Origin of the sequence: Stenotrophomonas sp. 2694 (genome assembly GCF_040548715.1) — a bacterium.
In the GTDB taxonomy this organism is placed as follows: Bacteria; Pseudomonadota; Gammaproteobacteria; order Xanthomonadales; family Xanthomonadaceae; genus Stenotrophomonas; species Stenotrophomonas indicatrix.
In genome coordinates this window covers 283,985-299,468 of record NZ_JBEPSG010000003.1, presented here as the reverse complement: position 1 = coordinate 299,468, position 15,484 = coordinate 283,985, and the positions used below count along the sequence as shown (strand labels likewise).

At 67.9% G+C, this 15,484-nt stretch carries 13 protein-coding genes; 10 read left to right on the top strand and 3 right to left on the bottom strand.

Annotated elements, in window-relative coordinates; all coding sequences use genetic code 11:
• Nucleotides 1–65: 65 nt before the first annotated feature.
• The 6 genes from ABIA73_RS06290 (at nucleotide 66) to ABIA73_RS06265 (ending at nucleotide 7,005) form a co-directional block, all read left to right on the top strand.
• On the top strand, nucleotides 66–986 hold the full coding sequence (locus ABIA73_RS06290) for a 5'-nucleotidase, lipoprotein e(P4) family (protein WP_025875432.1): 921 nt from the start codon (nucleotides 66–68) through the stop codon (nucleotides 984–986).
• Complete coding sequence (pyrF, locus tag ABIA73_RS06285; protein WP_354275553.1) at nucleotides 983–1,708, top strand: orotidine-5'-phosphate decarboxylase; 726 nt, start codon at nucleotides 983–985, stop codon at nucleotides 1,706–1,708. Before ABIA73_RS06290 ends, pyrF begins: the two co-directional genes overlap by 4 nt.
• A gap of 219 nt (nucleotides 1,709–1,927) precedes the next feature.
• Nucleotides 1,928–2,752: a S1 family peptidase gene (locus ABIA73_RS06280; RefSeq protein ID WP_354275552.1), complete on the top strand. Its 825-nt coding sequence runs from the start codon at nucleotides 1,928–1,930 to the stop codon at nucleotides 2,750–2,752.
• A gap of 316 nt (nucleotides 2,753–3,068) precedes the next feature.
• Nucleotides 3,069–4,022, top strand: coding sequence for a hypothetical protein (locus tag ABIA73_RS06275; protein ID WP_025875426.1), 954 nt, complete (start codon nucleotides 3,069–3,071; stop codon nucleotides 4,020–4,022).
• On the top strand, nucleotides 4,022–6,658 hold the full coding sequence (gene plsB, locus ABIA73_RS06270) for a glycerol-3-phosphate 1-O-acyltransferase PlsB (protein WP_025875424.1): 2,637 nt from the start codon (nucleotides 4,022–4,024) through the stop codon (nucleotides 6,656–6,658). The genes ABIA73_RS06275 and plsB overlap by 1 nt, the downstream gene beginning before the upstream one ends.
• An 83-nt stretch (nucleotides 6,659–6,741) precedes the next feature.
• On the top strand, nucleotides 6,742–7,005 hold the full coding sequence (locus ABIA73_RS06265; RefSeq protein ID WP_354275551.1) for a hypothetical protein: 264 nt from the start codon (nucleotides 6,742–6,744) through the stop codon (nucleotides 7,003–7,005).
• Nucleotides 7,006–7,214: 209 nt separating this feature from the next.
• Here the strand turns inward: ABIA73_RS06265 and ABIA73_RS06260 are convergent, their stop codons facing one another.
• On the bottom strand, nucleotides 7,215–7,418 hold the full coding sequence (locus ABIA73_RS06260) for a YdcH family protein (protein ID WP_032978412.1): 204 nt from the start codon (nucleotides 7,416–7,418) through the stop codon (nucleotides 7,215–7,217).
• 90 nt (nucleotides 7,419–7,508) lie between these two features.
• Here ABIA73_RS06260 and ttcA point away from each other — a divergent pair, with 90 nt between their 5' ends.
• From ttcA to ABIA73_RS06245, 3 genes are read left to right on the top strand one after another with little or no spacing between them, the layout of a single operon-like run.
• Nucleotides 7,509–8,405: a tRNA 2-thiocytidine(32) synthetase TtcA gene (gene ttcA, locus ABIA73_RS06255; protein ID WP_025875419.1), complete on the top strand. Its 897-nt coding sequence runs from the start codon at nucleotides 7,509–7,511 to the stop codon at nucleotides 8,403–8,405.
• Nucleotides 8,406–8,441: 36 nt separating this feature from the next.
• Nucleotides 8,442–9,347: a recombination-associated protein RdgC gene (locus ABIA73_RS06250; protein ID WP_025875418.1), complete on the top strand. Its 906-nt coding sequence runs from the start codon at nucleotides 8,442–8,444 to the stop codon at nucleotides 9,345–9,347.
• A gap of 59 nt (nucleotides 9,348–9,406) precedes the next feature.
• Nucleotides 9,407–10,186 (top strand): M48 family metallopeptidase, encoded by a 780-nt coding sequence (locus ABIA73_RS06245; RefSeq protein WP_354275550.1) that lies wholly within the window; start codon nucleotides 9,407–9,409, stop codon nucleotides 10,184–10,186.
• A gap of 361 nt (nucleotides 10,187–10,547) precedes the next feature.
• Here the strand turns inward: ABIA73_RS06245 and ABIA73_RS06240 are convergent, their stop codons facing one another.
• Complete coding sequence (locus ABIA73_RS06240) at nucleotides 10,548–11,417, bottom strand: methylglyoxal synthase (protein ID WP_354275549.1); 870 nt, start codon at nucleotides 11,415–11,417, stop codon at nucleotides 10,548–10,550.
• Nucleotides 11,418–11,579: 162 nt separating this feature from the next.
• Here ABIA73_RS06240 and ABIA73_RS06235 point away from each other — a divergent pair, with 162 nt between their 5' ends.
• Complete coding sequence (locus ABIA73_RS06235; RefSeq protein WP_502960546.1) at nucleotides 11,580–14,003, top strand: response regulator; 2,424 nt, start codon at nucleotides 11,580–11,582, stop codon at nucleotides 14,001–14,003.
• Here the strand turns inward: ABIA73_RS06235 and ABIA73_RS06230 are convergent.
• Nucleotides 13,989–15,434, bottom strand: coding sequence for a glutamate synthase small subunit GltD family protein (locus tag ABIA73_RS06230; protein ID WP_025876048.1), 1,446 nt, complete (start codon nucleotides 15,432–15,434; stop codon nucleotides 13,989–13,991). The two genes, ABIA73_RS06235 and ABIA73_RS06230, sit on opposite strands and share 15 nt — an antisense overlap.
• Between the last annotated feature and the right edge of the window lie 50 nt (nucleotides 15,435–15,484).

Here is a 15,484-nt window from a genome sequence, read left to right as displayed (position 1 = left end):
CATAGCCGTCCCGGCGGCGCCTTTGCCGGTAAAATGGGCCGGTATATCTGATTGCCGGTGAATCCATGCGTCGTCCCGTTTCCCTGTCCCTGACCCTGCTCGCCACCGCGGTGCTGGGCCTGTCCGCCTGCAAGCGCGTGGAAGCGCCTGCCGAAGCCGCCACACCGCAAGCCCCGGCCGCCGCCGCCAAGGCCGACGGTGCCCTCGACGCGACCGCCAACGACAACCTCAATGCCGTGCTGTGGATGCAGCGCGCGCAGGAATACAGGGCGATCACCGAGCAGACCTACCGTGCCGCCGCTGACCATCTGGACGTTGCGCTGAAGGAAGCCCACTGGGACGCGCTGGTGCCGGAAGAGCGCGGCAACGAGGCCAAGGGCCTGAAGCCGGCCGTGGTGCTGGACGTGGACGAGACCGTGCTGGACAACTCGCCTTACCAGGCGCGCCTGGTGCGTGACGGCAAGGAATACGACGAACTCAGCTGGGACCAGTGGGTGGCCGAAAAGAAGGCCAAGGCCATTCCTGGCGTGGTCGATTTCGCCAAGGCTGCCAATGCCAAGGGCGTGACCCTGCTGTACATCTCCAACCGCGCCGTGCACCTGAAGGACGCGACCCTGGCCAACCTGCGCGAGCAGGGCCTGCCGGTGGCCGATGACAGCGTGTTCCTCGGTCTGGGCACCGTGGTTGAAGGGTGCGAGCAGGCCGGCAGCGAGAAGAACTGCCGCCGCCGCCTGGCCGGGCAGAAGTACCGCGTGCTGATGCAGTTCGGCGACCAGCTGGGTGACTTCGTGGAAGTGACCGCCAACACCAACGATGGCCGCGACGCGCTGCTGCAGCAGTATCACGACTGGTTCGGCGAGCGCTGGTGGATGCTGCCGAATCCGACCTACGGCGGCTTCGAGCCGGCGCAGTTCAACAACGATTACGCGCAGTCGCGGCAGGCCCGTCATGACGCCAAGCGTGCCGCGCTGGACTACGCGCCGTGAGCCGCGTCCCGCTGCCGCTGCGTGACGACGAGCGCCTGATCTTCGCGCTGGACGTGCCTGACCGTGTGCAGGCGCTGGCGTGGGTCGATCGCCTTGGCGACAGCGTGGCGTTCTACAAGATCGGCATGGAACTGCTCGCCTCCGGTGAGTACTTCCAGGTGCTGGACGAACTGGCCCGCCGCGACAAGCGCGTGTTCGTCGACCTGAAGTTCTTCGACATCCCGGCCACCGCTGCGGCGGTGATCAAGCGCCTGGCGCAGTGGCCGGTCAGCTACGCCACCATCCACGGCTGGCACCCGGCGATGATGGAGGCCTGCGCGGCCGCCAACAGCGGCGACATGCGCCTGCTGGCGGTGACCGTGCTGACCTCGATGGGCCGCCCGGACCTGGCGCAGATGGGCATCGACCGCGAGCCGGTGGAGGTCGTGGTCGAACGCGCGCTGGCCGCACAGGCCGCTGGCATCGACGGCGTGATCGCCTCCGGCCAGGAAGCCGGCCCGATCCGCGCCGCGACCGGCGCCGGTTTCTCGATCGTCTGCCCGGGCATCCGCCCCGGTGGCCCGGTCGGCGATGACCAGAAGCGCACGGTGGGTGTGGCGCAGGCGTTTGCCGATGGTGCCGATGCCATCGTGGTCGGTCGTCCGATCCGCCATGCGTCCGATCCGCAGGCTGCAGCACGGGCGATCCAGCAGGAAATCGCGACGGCTTTGGCCGCGCGCTGAGCCCCGCCCCCACGGCGGTCACGCCGGCACCACGAACGCCATCCCGTCGAATGCGGGATGGCGTTCGCATTTGTGCCTGTTGCTCTGACGCACCCGACCCCAGCCGGGAAAACTGTGCGCCGCATCGCGCTGTAAGCGTAGAGCGCCCTCTATCAATCGATGCACCAGCACGGACCGCGGCCGTGCCGGTACCAACCATCGACAGAGGAATACACGGATATGTATCGCAGCACCTCTTTGTTGTTCGGCGGCCTGTTGGCGGCGGCCATCGTCTTTCCCGCCACGGCTGCACCCCAACCCCGCGAAGAACCGCGCATCATCGGCGGCGAGGATGCCAAGCCGGGCGACTACCCGTTCATGGTCAGCCTGCAGGGCATCTCCTACGGCGACACCGACCACACCCGGCACTTCTGCGGCGGCACGCTCATCTCACCGTCCTGGGTGCTGACCGCCGCGCACTGCGTGCAGGGCAGTTCGCCCGCCTCGATCGCGGTACTGGGCAATGTCACCAGGCTGTCCACCGAACCGTCCGCGCATGCATCCAACGTCAAGGCCATCCACATGCACCCGGCGTTCAACAGCGGCAACACGCTGGAACATGATGTTGCCCTGATCCAGCTCAGCGCACCGTTGGCCGATGCGCAGCCGGTCACGCTGCGGTTGCGGCCCGATGCCAGCTATCTCAAGCAAGGCCGGGAGTTCACGGTGATCGGCTGGGGCGACACCGACATCGGTGAAGAACGGCTCTATCCGACCCAGCTGCAGACGGTGCAGACCCCGTTCGTGCCCTTCGCCGAATGCCAGCAGGCCTACGGAGGCGAGCTCGCACGCGGCAAGGTCATCTGCGCCGGCCGCGAAGGGATCGACAGCTGCCAGGGGGATTCCGGTGGTCCGCTGCTGCTGCGCCTGCGCGAGGGCTGGGCCCAGTTCGGTGTTGTCAGCTGGGGCGAAGGCTGCGCGTTGGCCGGCCACCCCGGCGTTTATGCCCGAATCGCCGAAAAACATGCCGTAGATTTCATTGAAGCAGTCTGGCAACGCGATTGATTCAATAAAATCAATGAGTTGAATGACATTTCATCATGTGTTGCGTTAACTTTGCGGGCAGCGTAGGATCGCCGCCATCCGGTCTTCGGGCCGGACATGCGCCACAACACTGTCCACCGGCCTTGCGCCGGTTTGAAGAGCCTGCGATCCCTGTGGTCCGGGCTCTTTTTTTATCCGCCGGGTGCGGCAAGGGCCCATCGGCGCGGGGCGTGGATCCACCGCGCAGTGCGCGCCATGGCAGAAACCGTGACGCCCCGGCTTGCCGCTGTCACGTCGCAGGCCGCAAGATGCGGACCGGTCCGGGGAGTCCGATTGCATGAGCGTGGTAATGCGAGGAAGGTCTGCGCGGGGATGGGGGCTGGCGGCCATGCTGCTGCTGGCCATCGCCGCGTGCCGTGAATCCGGCAGTGATCCGGCCGCCGCGCCGGCCGAACCTGTCGCTGCGGTACAGGCGATGGCGCAACGGCTGGCCGAGGACGACCTGGTCGGCTATGCAAAGCTGTCGGTGCCCCCCAGCCAGTACCAGCGGCTGCAGCAGGCCTGGGCCGACGGCCACAGCCAGTGGCCGCTGACCGGACTGCCGCTGGGCGACCAGCTGCTGCCGATGCTGGCGGCGCTGCGTGAGCCCGGTGCCAGCGTGCAGCTGCAGCGCAGTTTCGACCGCCAGCTGGCCGGCCAGGCCCGTGCCGTGCGCCAGGCCGCGCAGTCGATGGGCAACTTCGGTGTGCAGTACCTGCGGCACCAGAAGGGCTATACGCCCGGCCAGCAGGCGCACTACATCCAGCTGGTGCAGACCCTGGCCGCCTGGGCGCAGGATGCCCCGATCAGCGACCGCGCCAGAGCCCGCAGCAGCATCGCCGCCCTCGTCGGCGCCGCCGCCCAGGTGGGTTTCCAGGACGATGCCGGTCTGCAGGCCGCAGGCATGGAAGGCAGCCTGCAGCAGCTGGCGCCGTTCATCCACACGCTGAAGGCGGTGCTGGCCAGCTATGGCCTGGGCGTGGACGAGGCGCTGCGCAGCGTGCGCGGTGAGCTGCTGTCGGTGGAGGGCGACAATGCCCTGGTGCGCCTGCAGTACGAGCTCGCCGGCCGCGCGATGACCGTGCAGGTGCCGCTGAGCCGGCGCGAGGGCCACTGGTACCTGACCCGCACCCTGGCCGATACCGATGCCCTGTTGCGGCAGGCCGATGCGGCGCGCGCCGCCGCCGCTCCGGACCCTGTGCCCGCCCCGACAACCGATGGGGAAGCGGCAACGCCATCGGCTAAGCCATAATGACGTCGATGTCGAAACAGAACCCGCTGCCGTTCCCCGGCGAAGAATCCCAGCCGACGCCCGCCGACACGGCGCCGGCGTCCCCCTCGACCGACGCCGGCACGCCGCCGGCGGCGACGCCTGTGCACGCGCGTCCTGCCGGCCGCCGCCCGCTGTGGGCGCGCCTGCTTGGGCGCCTGGTGGAACCCTGGCTGTCGCTGAAGATCGAGCCGGAAGACCCGGGCCAGTACAACGATGGCCGCCCGGTCATGTACGTGCTGGAAGACTACGGCCTGTCCAACGCGCTGATCCTGGACAAGGCCTGCCGCCAGGCCGGCCTGCCCTCGCCGCTGGTACCGCTGGCCGGTGACCCCACCGGCCGCAAGCGCGCCTACCTGGCCCTGTCGCGGCGCAGCTCGAGCAACTCGCTGATTCCCGAGCAGCGCGGCGCCAAGACCCATTCCGATTCGCTGGCCAAGGTCCTGCAGGCCCATCGCGTGCGCGACGACCTGGATGTGCACCTGGTGCCGGTGTCGATCTTCGTCGGCCGCGCCCCGGACAAGCAGAGCGGCTGGTTCGCCGTGCTGTTCTCGGAAAACTGGGCGCTGGTCGGCCGCTTCCGCCGCCTGCTCGGCCTGCTGCTGAACGGCCGCAACACCATCGTCCGCTTCGCACCGCCGATCTCGCTGCGCAGCACGGTCGACGAGGGCCTGGAGCCCGAGCGTACGGTGCGCAAGCTGCAGCGCGTGCTGCGTACCCATTTCCGCCGCATCCGCGAGTCGGTGATCGGTCCTGACCTGTCGACCCGGCGCCTGCTGGTGGACCAGGTGCTGGCCGCCGAGACGGTGCGCGAGGCGATCGCCTCGCAGGCCAAGCGCGACAACAGCAAAACCAGCGATGCCTGGAAGAAGGCGCACGCCTACGCCTGGGAAATCGCCGCGGACTATTCCAGCCCGGTGGTGCGCTCGGCCAGCTTCATGCTCAGCCATGTGTGGAACCGCATCTACGCCGGCGTGCTGGTGCACCACCTGGACAAGTTCAAGGCCGCAGCGCCGGGCCACGAAGTGGTCTACGTGCCCAGCCACCGCAGCCACATGGACTACCTGCTGCTGTCTTACCTGCTGTACGACCGCGGCATCGTGCCGCCGCACATCGTGGCCGGCATCAACCTGAACCTGCCGGTGGTGGGCACCCTGCTGCGCAAGGGCGGTGCGTTCTTCATCCGTCGCTCGATCCGCGGCAACGCGCTGTATTCGGCGGTGCTGAGCGAGTACGTGGCGCAGCTGGTCGCCGGTGGCTATTCCATCGAGTACTTCGTCGAGGGCGGGCGCTCGCGTACCGGCCGGTTGCTGCAGCCCAAGGGCGGCATGATCTCGATGACCCTGCGCGCGTTCCTGCGCCAGCCGCGCAAGCCGGTGCTGTTCCAGCCCATCTACATCGGCTACGAGAAGCTGATGGAGGGCGGCAGCTACCTGGATGAACTGTCCGGGCGGCCCAAGGAGAAGGAATCGATCTGGCAGCTGCTGTGGGGCATCCCCAAGGTGCTCAAGCAGAACTACGGCCAGGTGGTGGTGAACTTCGGCGAACCCATCGCGCTGAACGATGTGCTGGCCGAGAAGGCTCCGGAGTGGGGTGGCGAGGCGGTGTCCGAGGACGAGAAGCCCTCGTGGCTGTCGACCACCGTCGACACCCTGGCCGAGCGCATCCAGGTGCGCATCAACGGCGCGGCCGACGTCAATCCGATCAACCTGCTGGCGCTGGCACTGCTGTCCACGCCCAAGCATGCGATGGGCGAGGCCGACCTGATCGCGCAGATCGAGCTGTGCAAGACCCTGCTGGTGGAGATGCCGTATTCGGGCCGGGTGACGGTGACCCCGCACTCGCCGGAGCGGATCATCGCCCACGCCGAAGAGATCAACGTCCTCACCCGCATCAAGCACCCGCTGGGCGACGTGCTGAGCGTCAGCGGCGATACCGCGGTGCTGCTGAGCTACTTCCGCAACAACGTGGTGCACCTGTTCACCGCATCGTCGTGGGTGGCCTGCTGCTTCCAGAACAACCGCCGCATGAGCCGCACCGGCCTGGTGCAGCTGGGCCGCACGGTTTACCCGTTCCTGCAGGCCGAACTGTTCCTGCCGTGGACCGAGGACGAGTTCGCCCAGCGCATCGACCAGACCATCGACGTGTTCGTGCGTGAGGGCCTGCTGCAGAACGTCAACGAAGACGACGGTGGCATCCTTGCCCGCAACACCGGGCAGACCGACGAAGTGTTCCGCCTGCGTGCGATCGGCCACTCGCTGCAGCAGGCATTCGAGCGCTACTACATCGCCATTTCGGTGCTGGTGAAGAACGGCCCGGGCACGCTCGGCGCCGCCGAGCTGGAAAGCCTGTGCCAGCAGGCCGCACAGCGCCTGAGCCTGCTCTATGCACCGGCCGCGCCGGAGTTCTTCGACAAGTCGCTGTTCCGCGGCTTCATCCAGAAGCTGCGCGAGCTGCGCCTGGTGTGGCCGGACGAGAACAGCAAGCTGCTGTTCGACGAGCGCCTGGACGCCTGGGCCAAGGATGCCAAGTTCATCCTCGGCCGCGAACTGCGCCACACCATCGAACGGGTCAGCCCGGAAGCGGCGCGCCCGGACGAACCGGCACCGCAGGATTGAACCTGCGGCGCCTGTCGGGCTTGGCCGCGTTGATCGCGGCCGGAGGCCTTGCGGCTACTTCGGCGCAGGCTGCAGAAGCCTGCGTGGACGACAACCTGCCCGGGCGCCTGGCCGATGCGCCGGTGCGCCTGTGTATCGAGGCCGGGCAACCGGTGCGCTACCGCCTGTGGTTGGCCGGCGAGGTGCGCATCAGCGGTGATGAATCCGCCGCTCGCCAGGGTCTTGCCGGTGACTGGTACGGGCACCCGCTGGGTCTGCGTTGTTCCGGTGCCGACAACGTGCGCCGCTGCGACCTGACCGTGGACGGTGAGGCGGCCTGGAGTGCGGAGCTGGCGCTGCCGCGTTGATGCAGGGCCCCATCCACGCATGGCGTGGATCTGCTGGATGTCCCGGCATGGCGTGGATCCATGTGTTTCCGGGTCGCCCCATCCACGCATGGCGTGGATCTACCGGGACTTCCCGGCTCGGCGTGGATCCAAAGGTTGCCGGGCTGTGCCATCAGCGTTCGGGGCGGCGTGGGCCAGTAGATCCACGCCATGCGTGGATGGGCCACCGGTTACGCCGGTTCGTCCGGAATCTGCAGGCTTTCCAGCTTGGTGATGCAGTCCTTCAGCTGCAGCTTGCGCCGCTTCAGGCGCTTGAACTCCAGCTCATCTTCGCCGTTGGCGGCCATGCGCGCGATCTGTTCATCCAGCGACCGGTGCTCGGCGCGGAGGGCGACGAGGTGTTCGACGATTTCGGCGGGGTTGTAGGTGTCCACGGTCTCCGAGCATACACAGCGACGATGACTGCCGGGAGAGGGGAATCCCGACCCCGGGTCCGGGCTGCCACAAGCCGGTAGAATGGCGCCATGTCCGCCGTGATCTCCCTGCCCGATCCCCCGCAGCGCGTTCCGCGCGATCCGCGCGTGGACGGGCTCGGGGCGGACAAGCTGGGCAAGCGCCTGCGCCGCCAGGTCGGCCAGGCCATCGCCGACTTCGGCATGATCGAAGCGGGCGACAAGGTCATGGTCTGCCTGTCCGGCGGCAAGGACAGCTACACCCTGCTGGACATGCTGCTGCAGCTGCAGAAAAAGGCGCCGGTGCCGTTCGAACTGGTGGCGGTGAACCTGGACCAGAAACAGCCGGGTTTCCCCGCGCACGTCCTGCCGGAGTACCTGGCCGGGCTGGGCGTGCCGTACCAGATCATCGAGCAGGACACGTATTCAGTGGTCAGCCGGGTCATCCCGGAAGGCCGCACGATGTGTTCGCTGTGCTCGCGCCTGCGCCGTGGCGCGCTGTACAACCACGCCAAGGCACATGGCTTCAGCAAGATCGCACTGGGCCACCATTGCGATGATGTGGTGGCCACGTTCTTCCTGAACCTGTTCCACCACGCCAAGCTGGCCGCCATGCCACCGAAGCTGCTCAGCGACGATGGCCAGCACGTGGTGATCCGCCCGCTGGCGTACGTGCGCGAGCACGACATCGCGCAGTACGCGCAGGCCCGCCGTTTCCCGATCATTCCCTGCACCCTGTGTGGCAGCCAGGAAAACCTGCAGCGTCGGCAGGTCGGCCTGATGCTCAAGCAGTGGGACCAGGACCATCCGGGGCGCATTGAACAGATCGCACGTGCAATGGCCGACGTGCGACCTGCGCAGCTGGCCGATGCCGCCCTGTTCGATTTCATGGCCCTGGGCCGCCGTGGCGATGCGGCGCATGCCGATGCCTGGCCGGCCGACGCAGTTCCCGAGACGCCTGCCGTTTAAGGTCGGGCGCCCTTCTTCTTCAGACACCGGAATTCCATGTTCTTTCGCAACCTGACGTTCTTCCGCTTCCCGACTGCCACTGATTTTTCCGAAGTCGACACCCTGCTGCCGCACGCCCTGCTCAAGCCGGTGGGCGCACTGGAAATGAACTCGCGTGGTTTCATCTCGCCATTCGGCCGCGAAGAGAAGGAAGTGCTCTCGCACCGCATTGCCGAACACCTGTGGCTGACCGTCGGTGGCGAGGACAAGATCCTGCCCGGCGCGGTGGTCAACGACCTGCTCGAGCGCAAGCTGGAGGAGATCGAAGAGAAGGAAGGCCGCCGCCCCGGCGGCCGCGAGCGCAAGCGCATGAAGGACGACCTGCTGCATGAACTGCTGCCGCGCGCCTTCGTGAAGTCCTCGCGCAACGATGCCTTCATCGACCAGCTGCACGGCTATGTGGCGGTGGACACCTCCAGCCGCAAGACCGGCGAATACTTCATGTCCGACATCCGCGGCCTGCTTGGCAGCTTCCCGGCGATGCCGCTGAACGCCGAAGTCGCGCCGCGTTCGATCCTGACCGGCTGGATCGCCGGCGAGCCCCTGCCCACCGGCTTCAGCCTGGGCGAGGAGTGCGAGATGAAGGACCCGGTGGAAGGCGGCGCGGTGGTCAAGTGCCAGCACCAGGAACTGCGCTGCGACGAGATCGACAAGCATCTGGATGCCGGCAAGCAGGTCACCAAGCTGGCCCTGGTGTTCGAGGACAACCTGTCCTTCGTGCTGGGCGACGACCTGATCGTGCGCAAGCTGAAGTTCCTGGACGGCGCGCTGGACCAGCTGGAACATGCGGACGAAGACGGCCGCCGTGCCGAGTTCGACGCCCGCTTCGCCCTGCAGAGTGCGGAGATCCGTCGCCTGTTCCTGCTGCTTGAAGAAGCCTTCAAGCTCAGCAAGGCTGACTGAACAGGCAGGCCGTCGGCCGCCGGTCATCCGGCGGCCTCGCACGGCGCTATGCTGGGACCATGAGCCGTCTGCTGCGCCGCCTGATCTCGCCGGTCCCACCCGCCACCGTGCAGCGCGATACCGTTCTCCTGCGCCTGGAGGATGTCGAGATCGAGATACTGCGCGTGCGTGATCCGCGCGCGCGCCGGATCAAGCTCAGCGTCGATGAGCGCGGCGCACGACTGACGTTGCCGCCGCGTGCCAGCCTGGTGATGGGCGAGCGCTTCCTCGAACTGCATCGCGAATGGCTGGGGCTGCAGCTGCGCCACTACCAGGGGCATGGTCTGCCCGCCGCGTTGCAGCCCGGCGTTGAAGGGGTGCTGCCGCTGCGCGGCGAGTTGTTGCCACTGCGCTGGCAGGAAGGCCGCTACGCGCGGCTGGAAATCGACGGGCACGGTGCCTGTGTGCAATGGCCGAGCCGTGGCGGCGATGCGACCCTGCGCCGCCTGCTGCGCGAATTCTACGAAGCACAGACCCGCGCCGATGTCGGCCGCTGGTTGCCGAAGTACCTGCCCGGCCTGCCGCGCGCGCCCAGCCGCCTGCGGTTGAAGGTGATGTCCTCGCAATGGGGCTCGCTGGCCCCCGACGGCAGCATGGCGCTGGACCTGGCACTGGTACTGGGCCGCCCGGCCGCCTTCGAGTACGTGCTGGTGCACGAACTCTGCCACCTGATCCAAGCCAACCACTCGCCCGCGTTCTGGCACGAAGTGGAACAACGCTTCCCCGACTGGCGCGAGCAGCGCGACTACTTCCAGCTGGAAGGGCGACGCCTGAAAGCGATGCTCCGGCAACTGCTGTAGCGCCTGCGCTACAGCACCTGCCCACGCATTCCTCCTCTACCCCCGCCTTCGGCGCGCCCCTTCAACAGAAGGGGCTCCACTCCATAGAGCCGGCGGCGCAGTCGAGCAAAATCGGCTCTACTGAAGCGCGCACAGCGCGCGACCCGCTTTGCTCCTGCTCTTCCCTTTCTCTTCCGTGGTGGCACGGAAACTGTCTGAGGTCGGGCGGGTGGGCCATGCAGGGGCGTTGGCGCCATGGATGGCGCCATCGAGCTTACATGGATGTACTTGCAGCGTCCCCTGCATGGCCCACCCGCCCGGCCAAGCGCGGCTTTTGATTGTGCCCCTGCGCCACGAGGGGCTCAGCCGTTGGCCGCAAACCTCATCGAGCCGCGCGCAAGGCCGCCGCCTCCGCCCACCGCGCCGCCACGCGCGGCGCAGTGATGCACACCGCCTGATCGGTCACCGTGGTCACCGCCCGCTCCAGCAGCTGGATGTCCGCTTCGTGCTGGCGCGCCACGTGCGGATCCTCGAAGAAGATCGCGCGCTGGCAACGGCCTTCCAGCACGCGGTCGGCAATCTGCGCATCGCCGCCCATCGGCCCGCTCTGGTAGCGCGTCACCCACGCCGCATCCGCTGGCCAGCCACGGCTCCAGGCCAGCTCGTTCAAGCGCTGGCCGGTGGTACCGGTGGCGACGCGCTCGCCGAAGCGCGCCAGCACGTCGAAGTGTTCATCGGCGAACGCCAGCATCGCCGGCTTCATCGCATCGTGCGCGATCAACGCCAGCGTCTGCCCTTCGAATGCATGCAGGTCGTTGGCGCCTGTATCGGCAGCCAGGCCAGCATGGATGCGCTCCACCTCGATCCAGTCGCGGGCGGTGGCCACGGTGGAAATGAAAGGCTTGCCGTGGATCACGCACTGGCGCTTGAGCGCGGTCGCCTCGGGGAAAACCGAGGAAGGGTCCACTGGATCCATCAGATAGACCGCACCGTCCAACGTACGCTCGGCGCCCATGCCCACCACTTCTGCCACCAGTTTCATCAAGCCGCCGTCGCGACCGTAGGGATAGCGCTGCAGGCCGTCGTAGCCGGCAAGGAAGCCGTTGCGCTGGATCGCGTCGTGGGTACGGCCGACCGCACACAGTGTCACGCCCAGTTCGCGCAGCCCGGGTTCGCTGGCGCGCAGCCAGCGGAACAGTGCCGCGCGCACGTCGTGGTGATGGAGACGGTTGGCGGCCAGGCCGATGCGCATCGAAAGCTCCGGGATCGGTAGAAGCGGCAGTGTATGTCGCTATTGGCGGTTTCGGAGGGTTTTACAAATTTCCTCATTGTTGCTGGCAGGGGCGTCGCTAGCGTGGCAGGAGCCGCACCGCGATGCGGCCATGCCCCTGCCTGCGACATGAGGATGTCCACCGTGAATGTCGCTGGCCCTTTGGCCCGCATCGCCGCCCTGTCGCTGTTGTCGGCGCCGGCCTGGGCCGGACAGTGCGAAGGCCCCATCCTGCTTGCCTATCCCGCTGACCGTGCGCCGTTGTCGTCCAGTCAGGACGACACGCCACAGGGGCTGGTGGCCGCCTACCTGGCGCTGCTGCAGGAGCAGGTGCCCACGCTGCGCGCCACACCGGTCGCGGCGACGACGCTGGCCGCTGCCGCGCTGCCTGCAGGGACCCACGCCGTGCTCGGCTGGCCGCGCGCGCAGACGCCGAAAGGCTGGGTGGCCAGCGTGCCCTACCTGCAGGTGCCGCAGGTGATCGTGCGACGCCCCGACGCGCTGCCGATCCACGGCCTGGACGGACTGCACGGTCGCGGCGTGGCCAGCCTCGACACCGTGCCGCTTGCCAGGGTGCTGGAGGAGTCGGGCGCGCATGTGCCGCTGCTGCAGGTGGCGGCGTTGGACAAGGCGCTGCAGCTGCTGATCAGCGGCCAGATCGATGCAGTGGTGGGCAACCTGGTGGAAGTGGAAGCGGCGCTGCGCGATCAGCCTGGCGGCGCGCTGGACGTGGCGGCGCCGGCCGGCTTCAGCGACGCACTGGTACTGGCGGCGCTGCCGGCGTGCGCGCACCTGGTGGATCGCTTCAACCAACTGCAGGCAGCTATGACGGAGGAGCAGCGCGAGGCATTGCGGGCCCATTGGGTCTCGACATCCCCTCGCCGCGGCCACGTGCCGCCGGTGTCGCCCCTGCGCGGCTTGATCGCAGTGCTGCTGATGCTGCTGACAATGGGCCTGGTGCACGCATTGGGCTACTGGCGGCTGCACCGCGAAGGCCTGCGCAGGCAGGCGCTGGAGCAGCAGCTGCAGGAGGTCACCGCCAACCTGCCGGCGGTGGTGTACCAGGCGCGGCGCAGCAGCACCGGCGAGTACAGCGTTCCCCACATTGCCGGCGATGTGCATGCCCTGTTCGGGATCAGCGTAGATACCGCGCGGGTCGACCATGGAAGCCTGCTGGCAGCAGTCCATCCGCAGGACCGCCGCTCGGTGCTGGCCTGCGTTGATGCCGCCGCGCTGGTGCGCGGCCCCATCGACATCACCTTCCGCACGCGCGGCCCCAACGGCTGGCGCTGGGTACGTTCGCACGGGCGACCGATTGCCTGCAGCGACAGCGGCGTGGAATGGAGCGGATACTGGATGGATGTCACCGAGGCGCGCGCACGTACGCAGGCACTGAACGATGCCCGGCGTGATGCTGAGCAGGATGCTGCCGCCAAGAGCCATTTCCTGGCCACCATGAGCCACGAGATCCGCACGCCGATGAGCACCATGCTGGGAATGCTGGAGCGCTTCGGCAGCGGCGCGCTGGATGCGCGCCAGCGCCAGGTACTGGCGACCATCGATGATGCCGCGCAGATGCTGCGGCAGATCCTTGATGACGTCCTGCACAGCCAACGCCTGCAGTCCGGCCCACAGCCACCGCAGTGCCTGCCCACCGACCTGGCCGGGCTGCTGCGTGCGGTGCAGCGCCTGCTGGTGCCGGTGGCGGCAAGCAAAGGGCTGCATCTGCGCTGCGAGGTGGATCCTGCGCTGCAGCGTGGATCGTTGGCCGATGCGCTGCGCCTGCGCCAGATCCTGTTCAACCTGGCAGGGAATGCGCTGAAATTCACCCTGCACGGTGGGGTGGACCTGCAGGTGCGGGTGCTGCAGCAGCGCGAGCGTGGCCAGCAGCTGCGGCTGCAGGTGAGCGATACCGGCGTGGGCATCAGCCGTGAGCGCCAGCGGGCGGTATTTGCAGCATTTACCCAGGCCGACGCCTCCACCACCCGGCGCTTCGGTGGCAGCGGCCTGGGCCTGGCGATCTGCCGGGACCTGGCGGCATCGATGGGCGGGCAACTGCACCTGTGCAGTACGCCGGGCGTGGGCACCACGGTGTGGCTGGACCTGTACCTGCCGGCCTGCGAGGCGCCATCGGTGGAGCATCGTGATGATGCGGCTGGCCTGCACGAATTGCCGCCGGTACGGGTACTGGTTGCCGAAGACCATCCCACCAACCTGCAGCTGCTGGTGCGACAGCTGCGGGATCTGGGCCTGCAGGTGCATGCCGTAGCCAATGGCGAGCAGGCCTGGCAGGCGTGGCAGACGCAACGGTTCGCGCTGGTCATCACCGACTGCCACATGCCGGGCATGGACGGCTTTGCCCTGGCCCGCGCGATCCGCGCCGATCCTCGTGCCGATGCGGCAAGGGTGCCGATCATCGCCTTGACCGCCAGCGTGCTCGACAGTACCCGCCAGGCCTGCCTCGACGCTGGCATCGATCATTTCATCGCCAAGCCGGTCGACCGCCAGGCACTGCATGCCACCCTCGCCGCAGTGCTGATGCCGCTCGATCTGTCAGTGCGCCAGTAGCCGGGCGATGCTGGCGGCGGCGTCGCGACCTTCGGCCACGGCGGTCACCACCAGGTCGGCACCGCGCACTGCGTCACCCCCTGCGAACAGACGGGGATGTGCGGTCTGGAAGGGCAGCTTGCCCTTGCCTCCGGCGAGGATGCGGCCGTTTGCCTGGCCCTCCACGCCATGCTCGGCCAGCCACGACGGCACGCTGGGCGAGAAACCGAACGCGATGATGACCACGTCTGCTTCCAGCAGCGACTCGCTGCCCTCGATCTGCACCGCGTTCTGACGGCCGTTGGCATCGGGTTCGCCCAGGCGCGTCTCGATGACGGTGACGCCGATCACTTCATCATCGGCGCCGGCTTCGATCGACAGCGGCTGACGGTTGAACAGGAAGCGCACGCCTTCCTCGCGCGCGTTGGCCACTTCGCGCGCGCTGCCCGGCATGTTGGCTTCGTCGCGGCGGTAGGCACAGGTGACCTTGGCCGCGCCCAGTCGCACCGCGCTGCGCACGCAGTCCATGCCAGTGTCGCCACCGCCGAGGACCACCACGCGCTTGCCATTGAGGTCGGGCAGGGCGATCTGGTCTTCCCAGCCGGCGATCGGGCGGCCCTGCGGATCATCGCCGCCGACGATGCGGCTGTTCTGCACCAGGAACGGCAATGCCGGCAGCACGCCCTTCAGGTCCTGGCCGTCGAGGCCACCATCGGTGTAGCGATACGCGCCGGTACCGACGAACACCGCATCGTGGGTGTCCAGCAGCTGCTGCAGGCTGATGTCGCGGCCGATCTCCACGCCGAGGCGGAACTGCACGCCCATGCCTTCAAGCACGTCGCGACGACGACGGATCACGTCCTTGTCCAGCTTGAAACTGGGGATGCCGAACTGCAGCAGGCCACCGACCTGTTCGTAACGGTCGTAGACCACCGCGGTGATGCCGGCATGCGCCAGGCGGTCGGCACAGGCCAGCCCCGCGGGGCCGGCACCGATCACCGCCACCGTGTGGCCGGTGGGCTGCACCGCCGTCATGTCCGGCCGCCAGCCGGTAGCCAGCGCGGTATCGACGATGTACTTCTCCACCGCGCCGATGGTGACCGCACCAAACTCTTCCAGCGTGCAGCTGCCCTCGCACAGGCGATCCTGCGGGCACACCCGGCCGCACACTTCCGGCAACGGGTTGGTGCTGTGGCACAGCGTGGCTGCTTCGTGGATGCGGTTCTCCTGCACCAGCTGCAGCCATTGCGGAATGGCGTTGTGCACCGGGCACTTCCAGCTGCAGTACGGGTTGCCGCAGTCCAGGCAGCGGCCTGCCTGGTACTGCGCATCCTCCTTGCCGAACTTTCCGTACAGCTCACCCCAGTCGCCGGAGGTGCGCAGTTCAACCGGGATGCGCTGCGGCATGGTCCGGGGCAGGTCGAGGAACTGGAAGGCGTGCTTGCGGCTCATGGCGGACTCTGTGGATTTCCGGATGCCGGCCAGCGGCCGGCACTACAGCG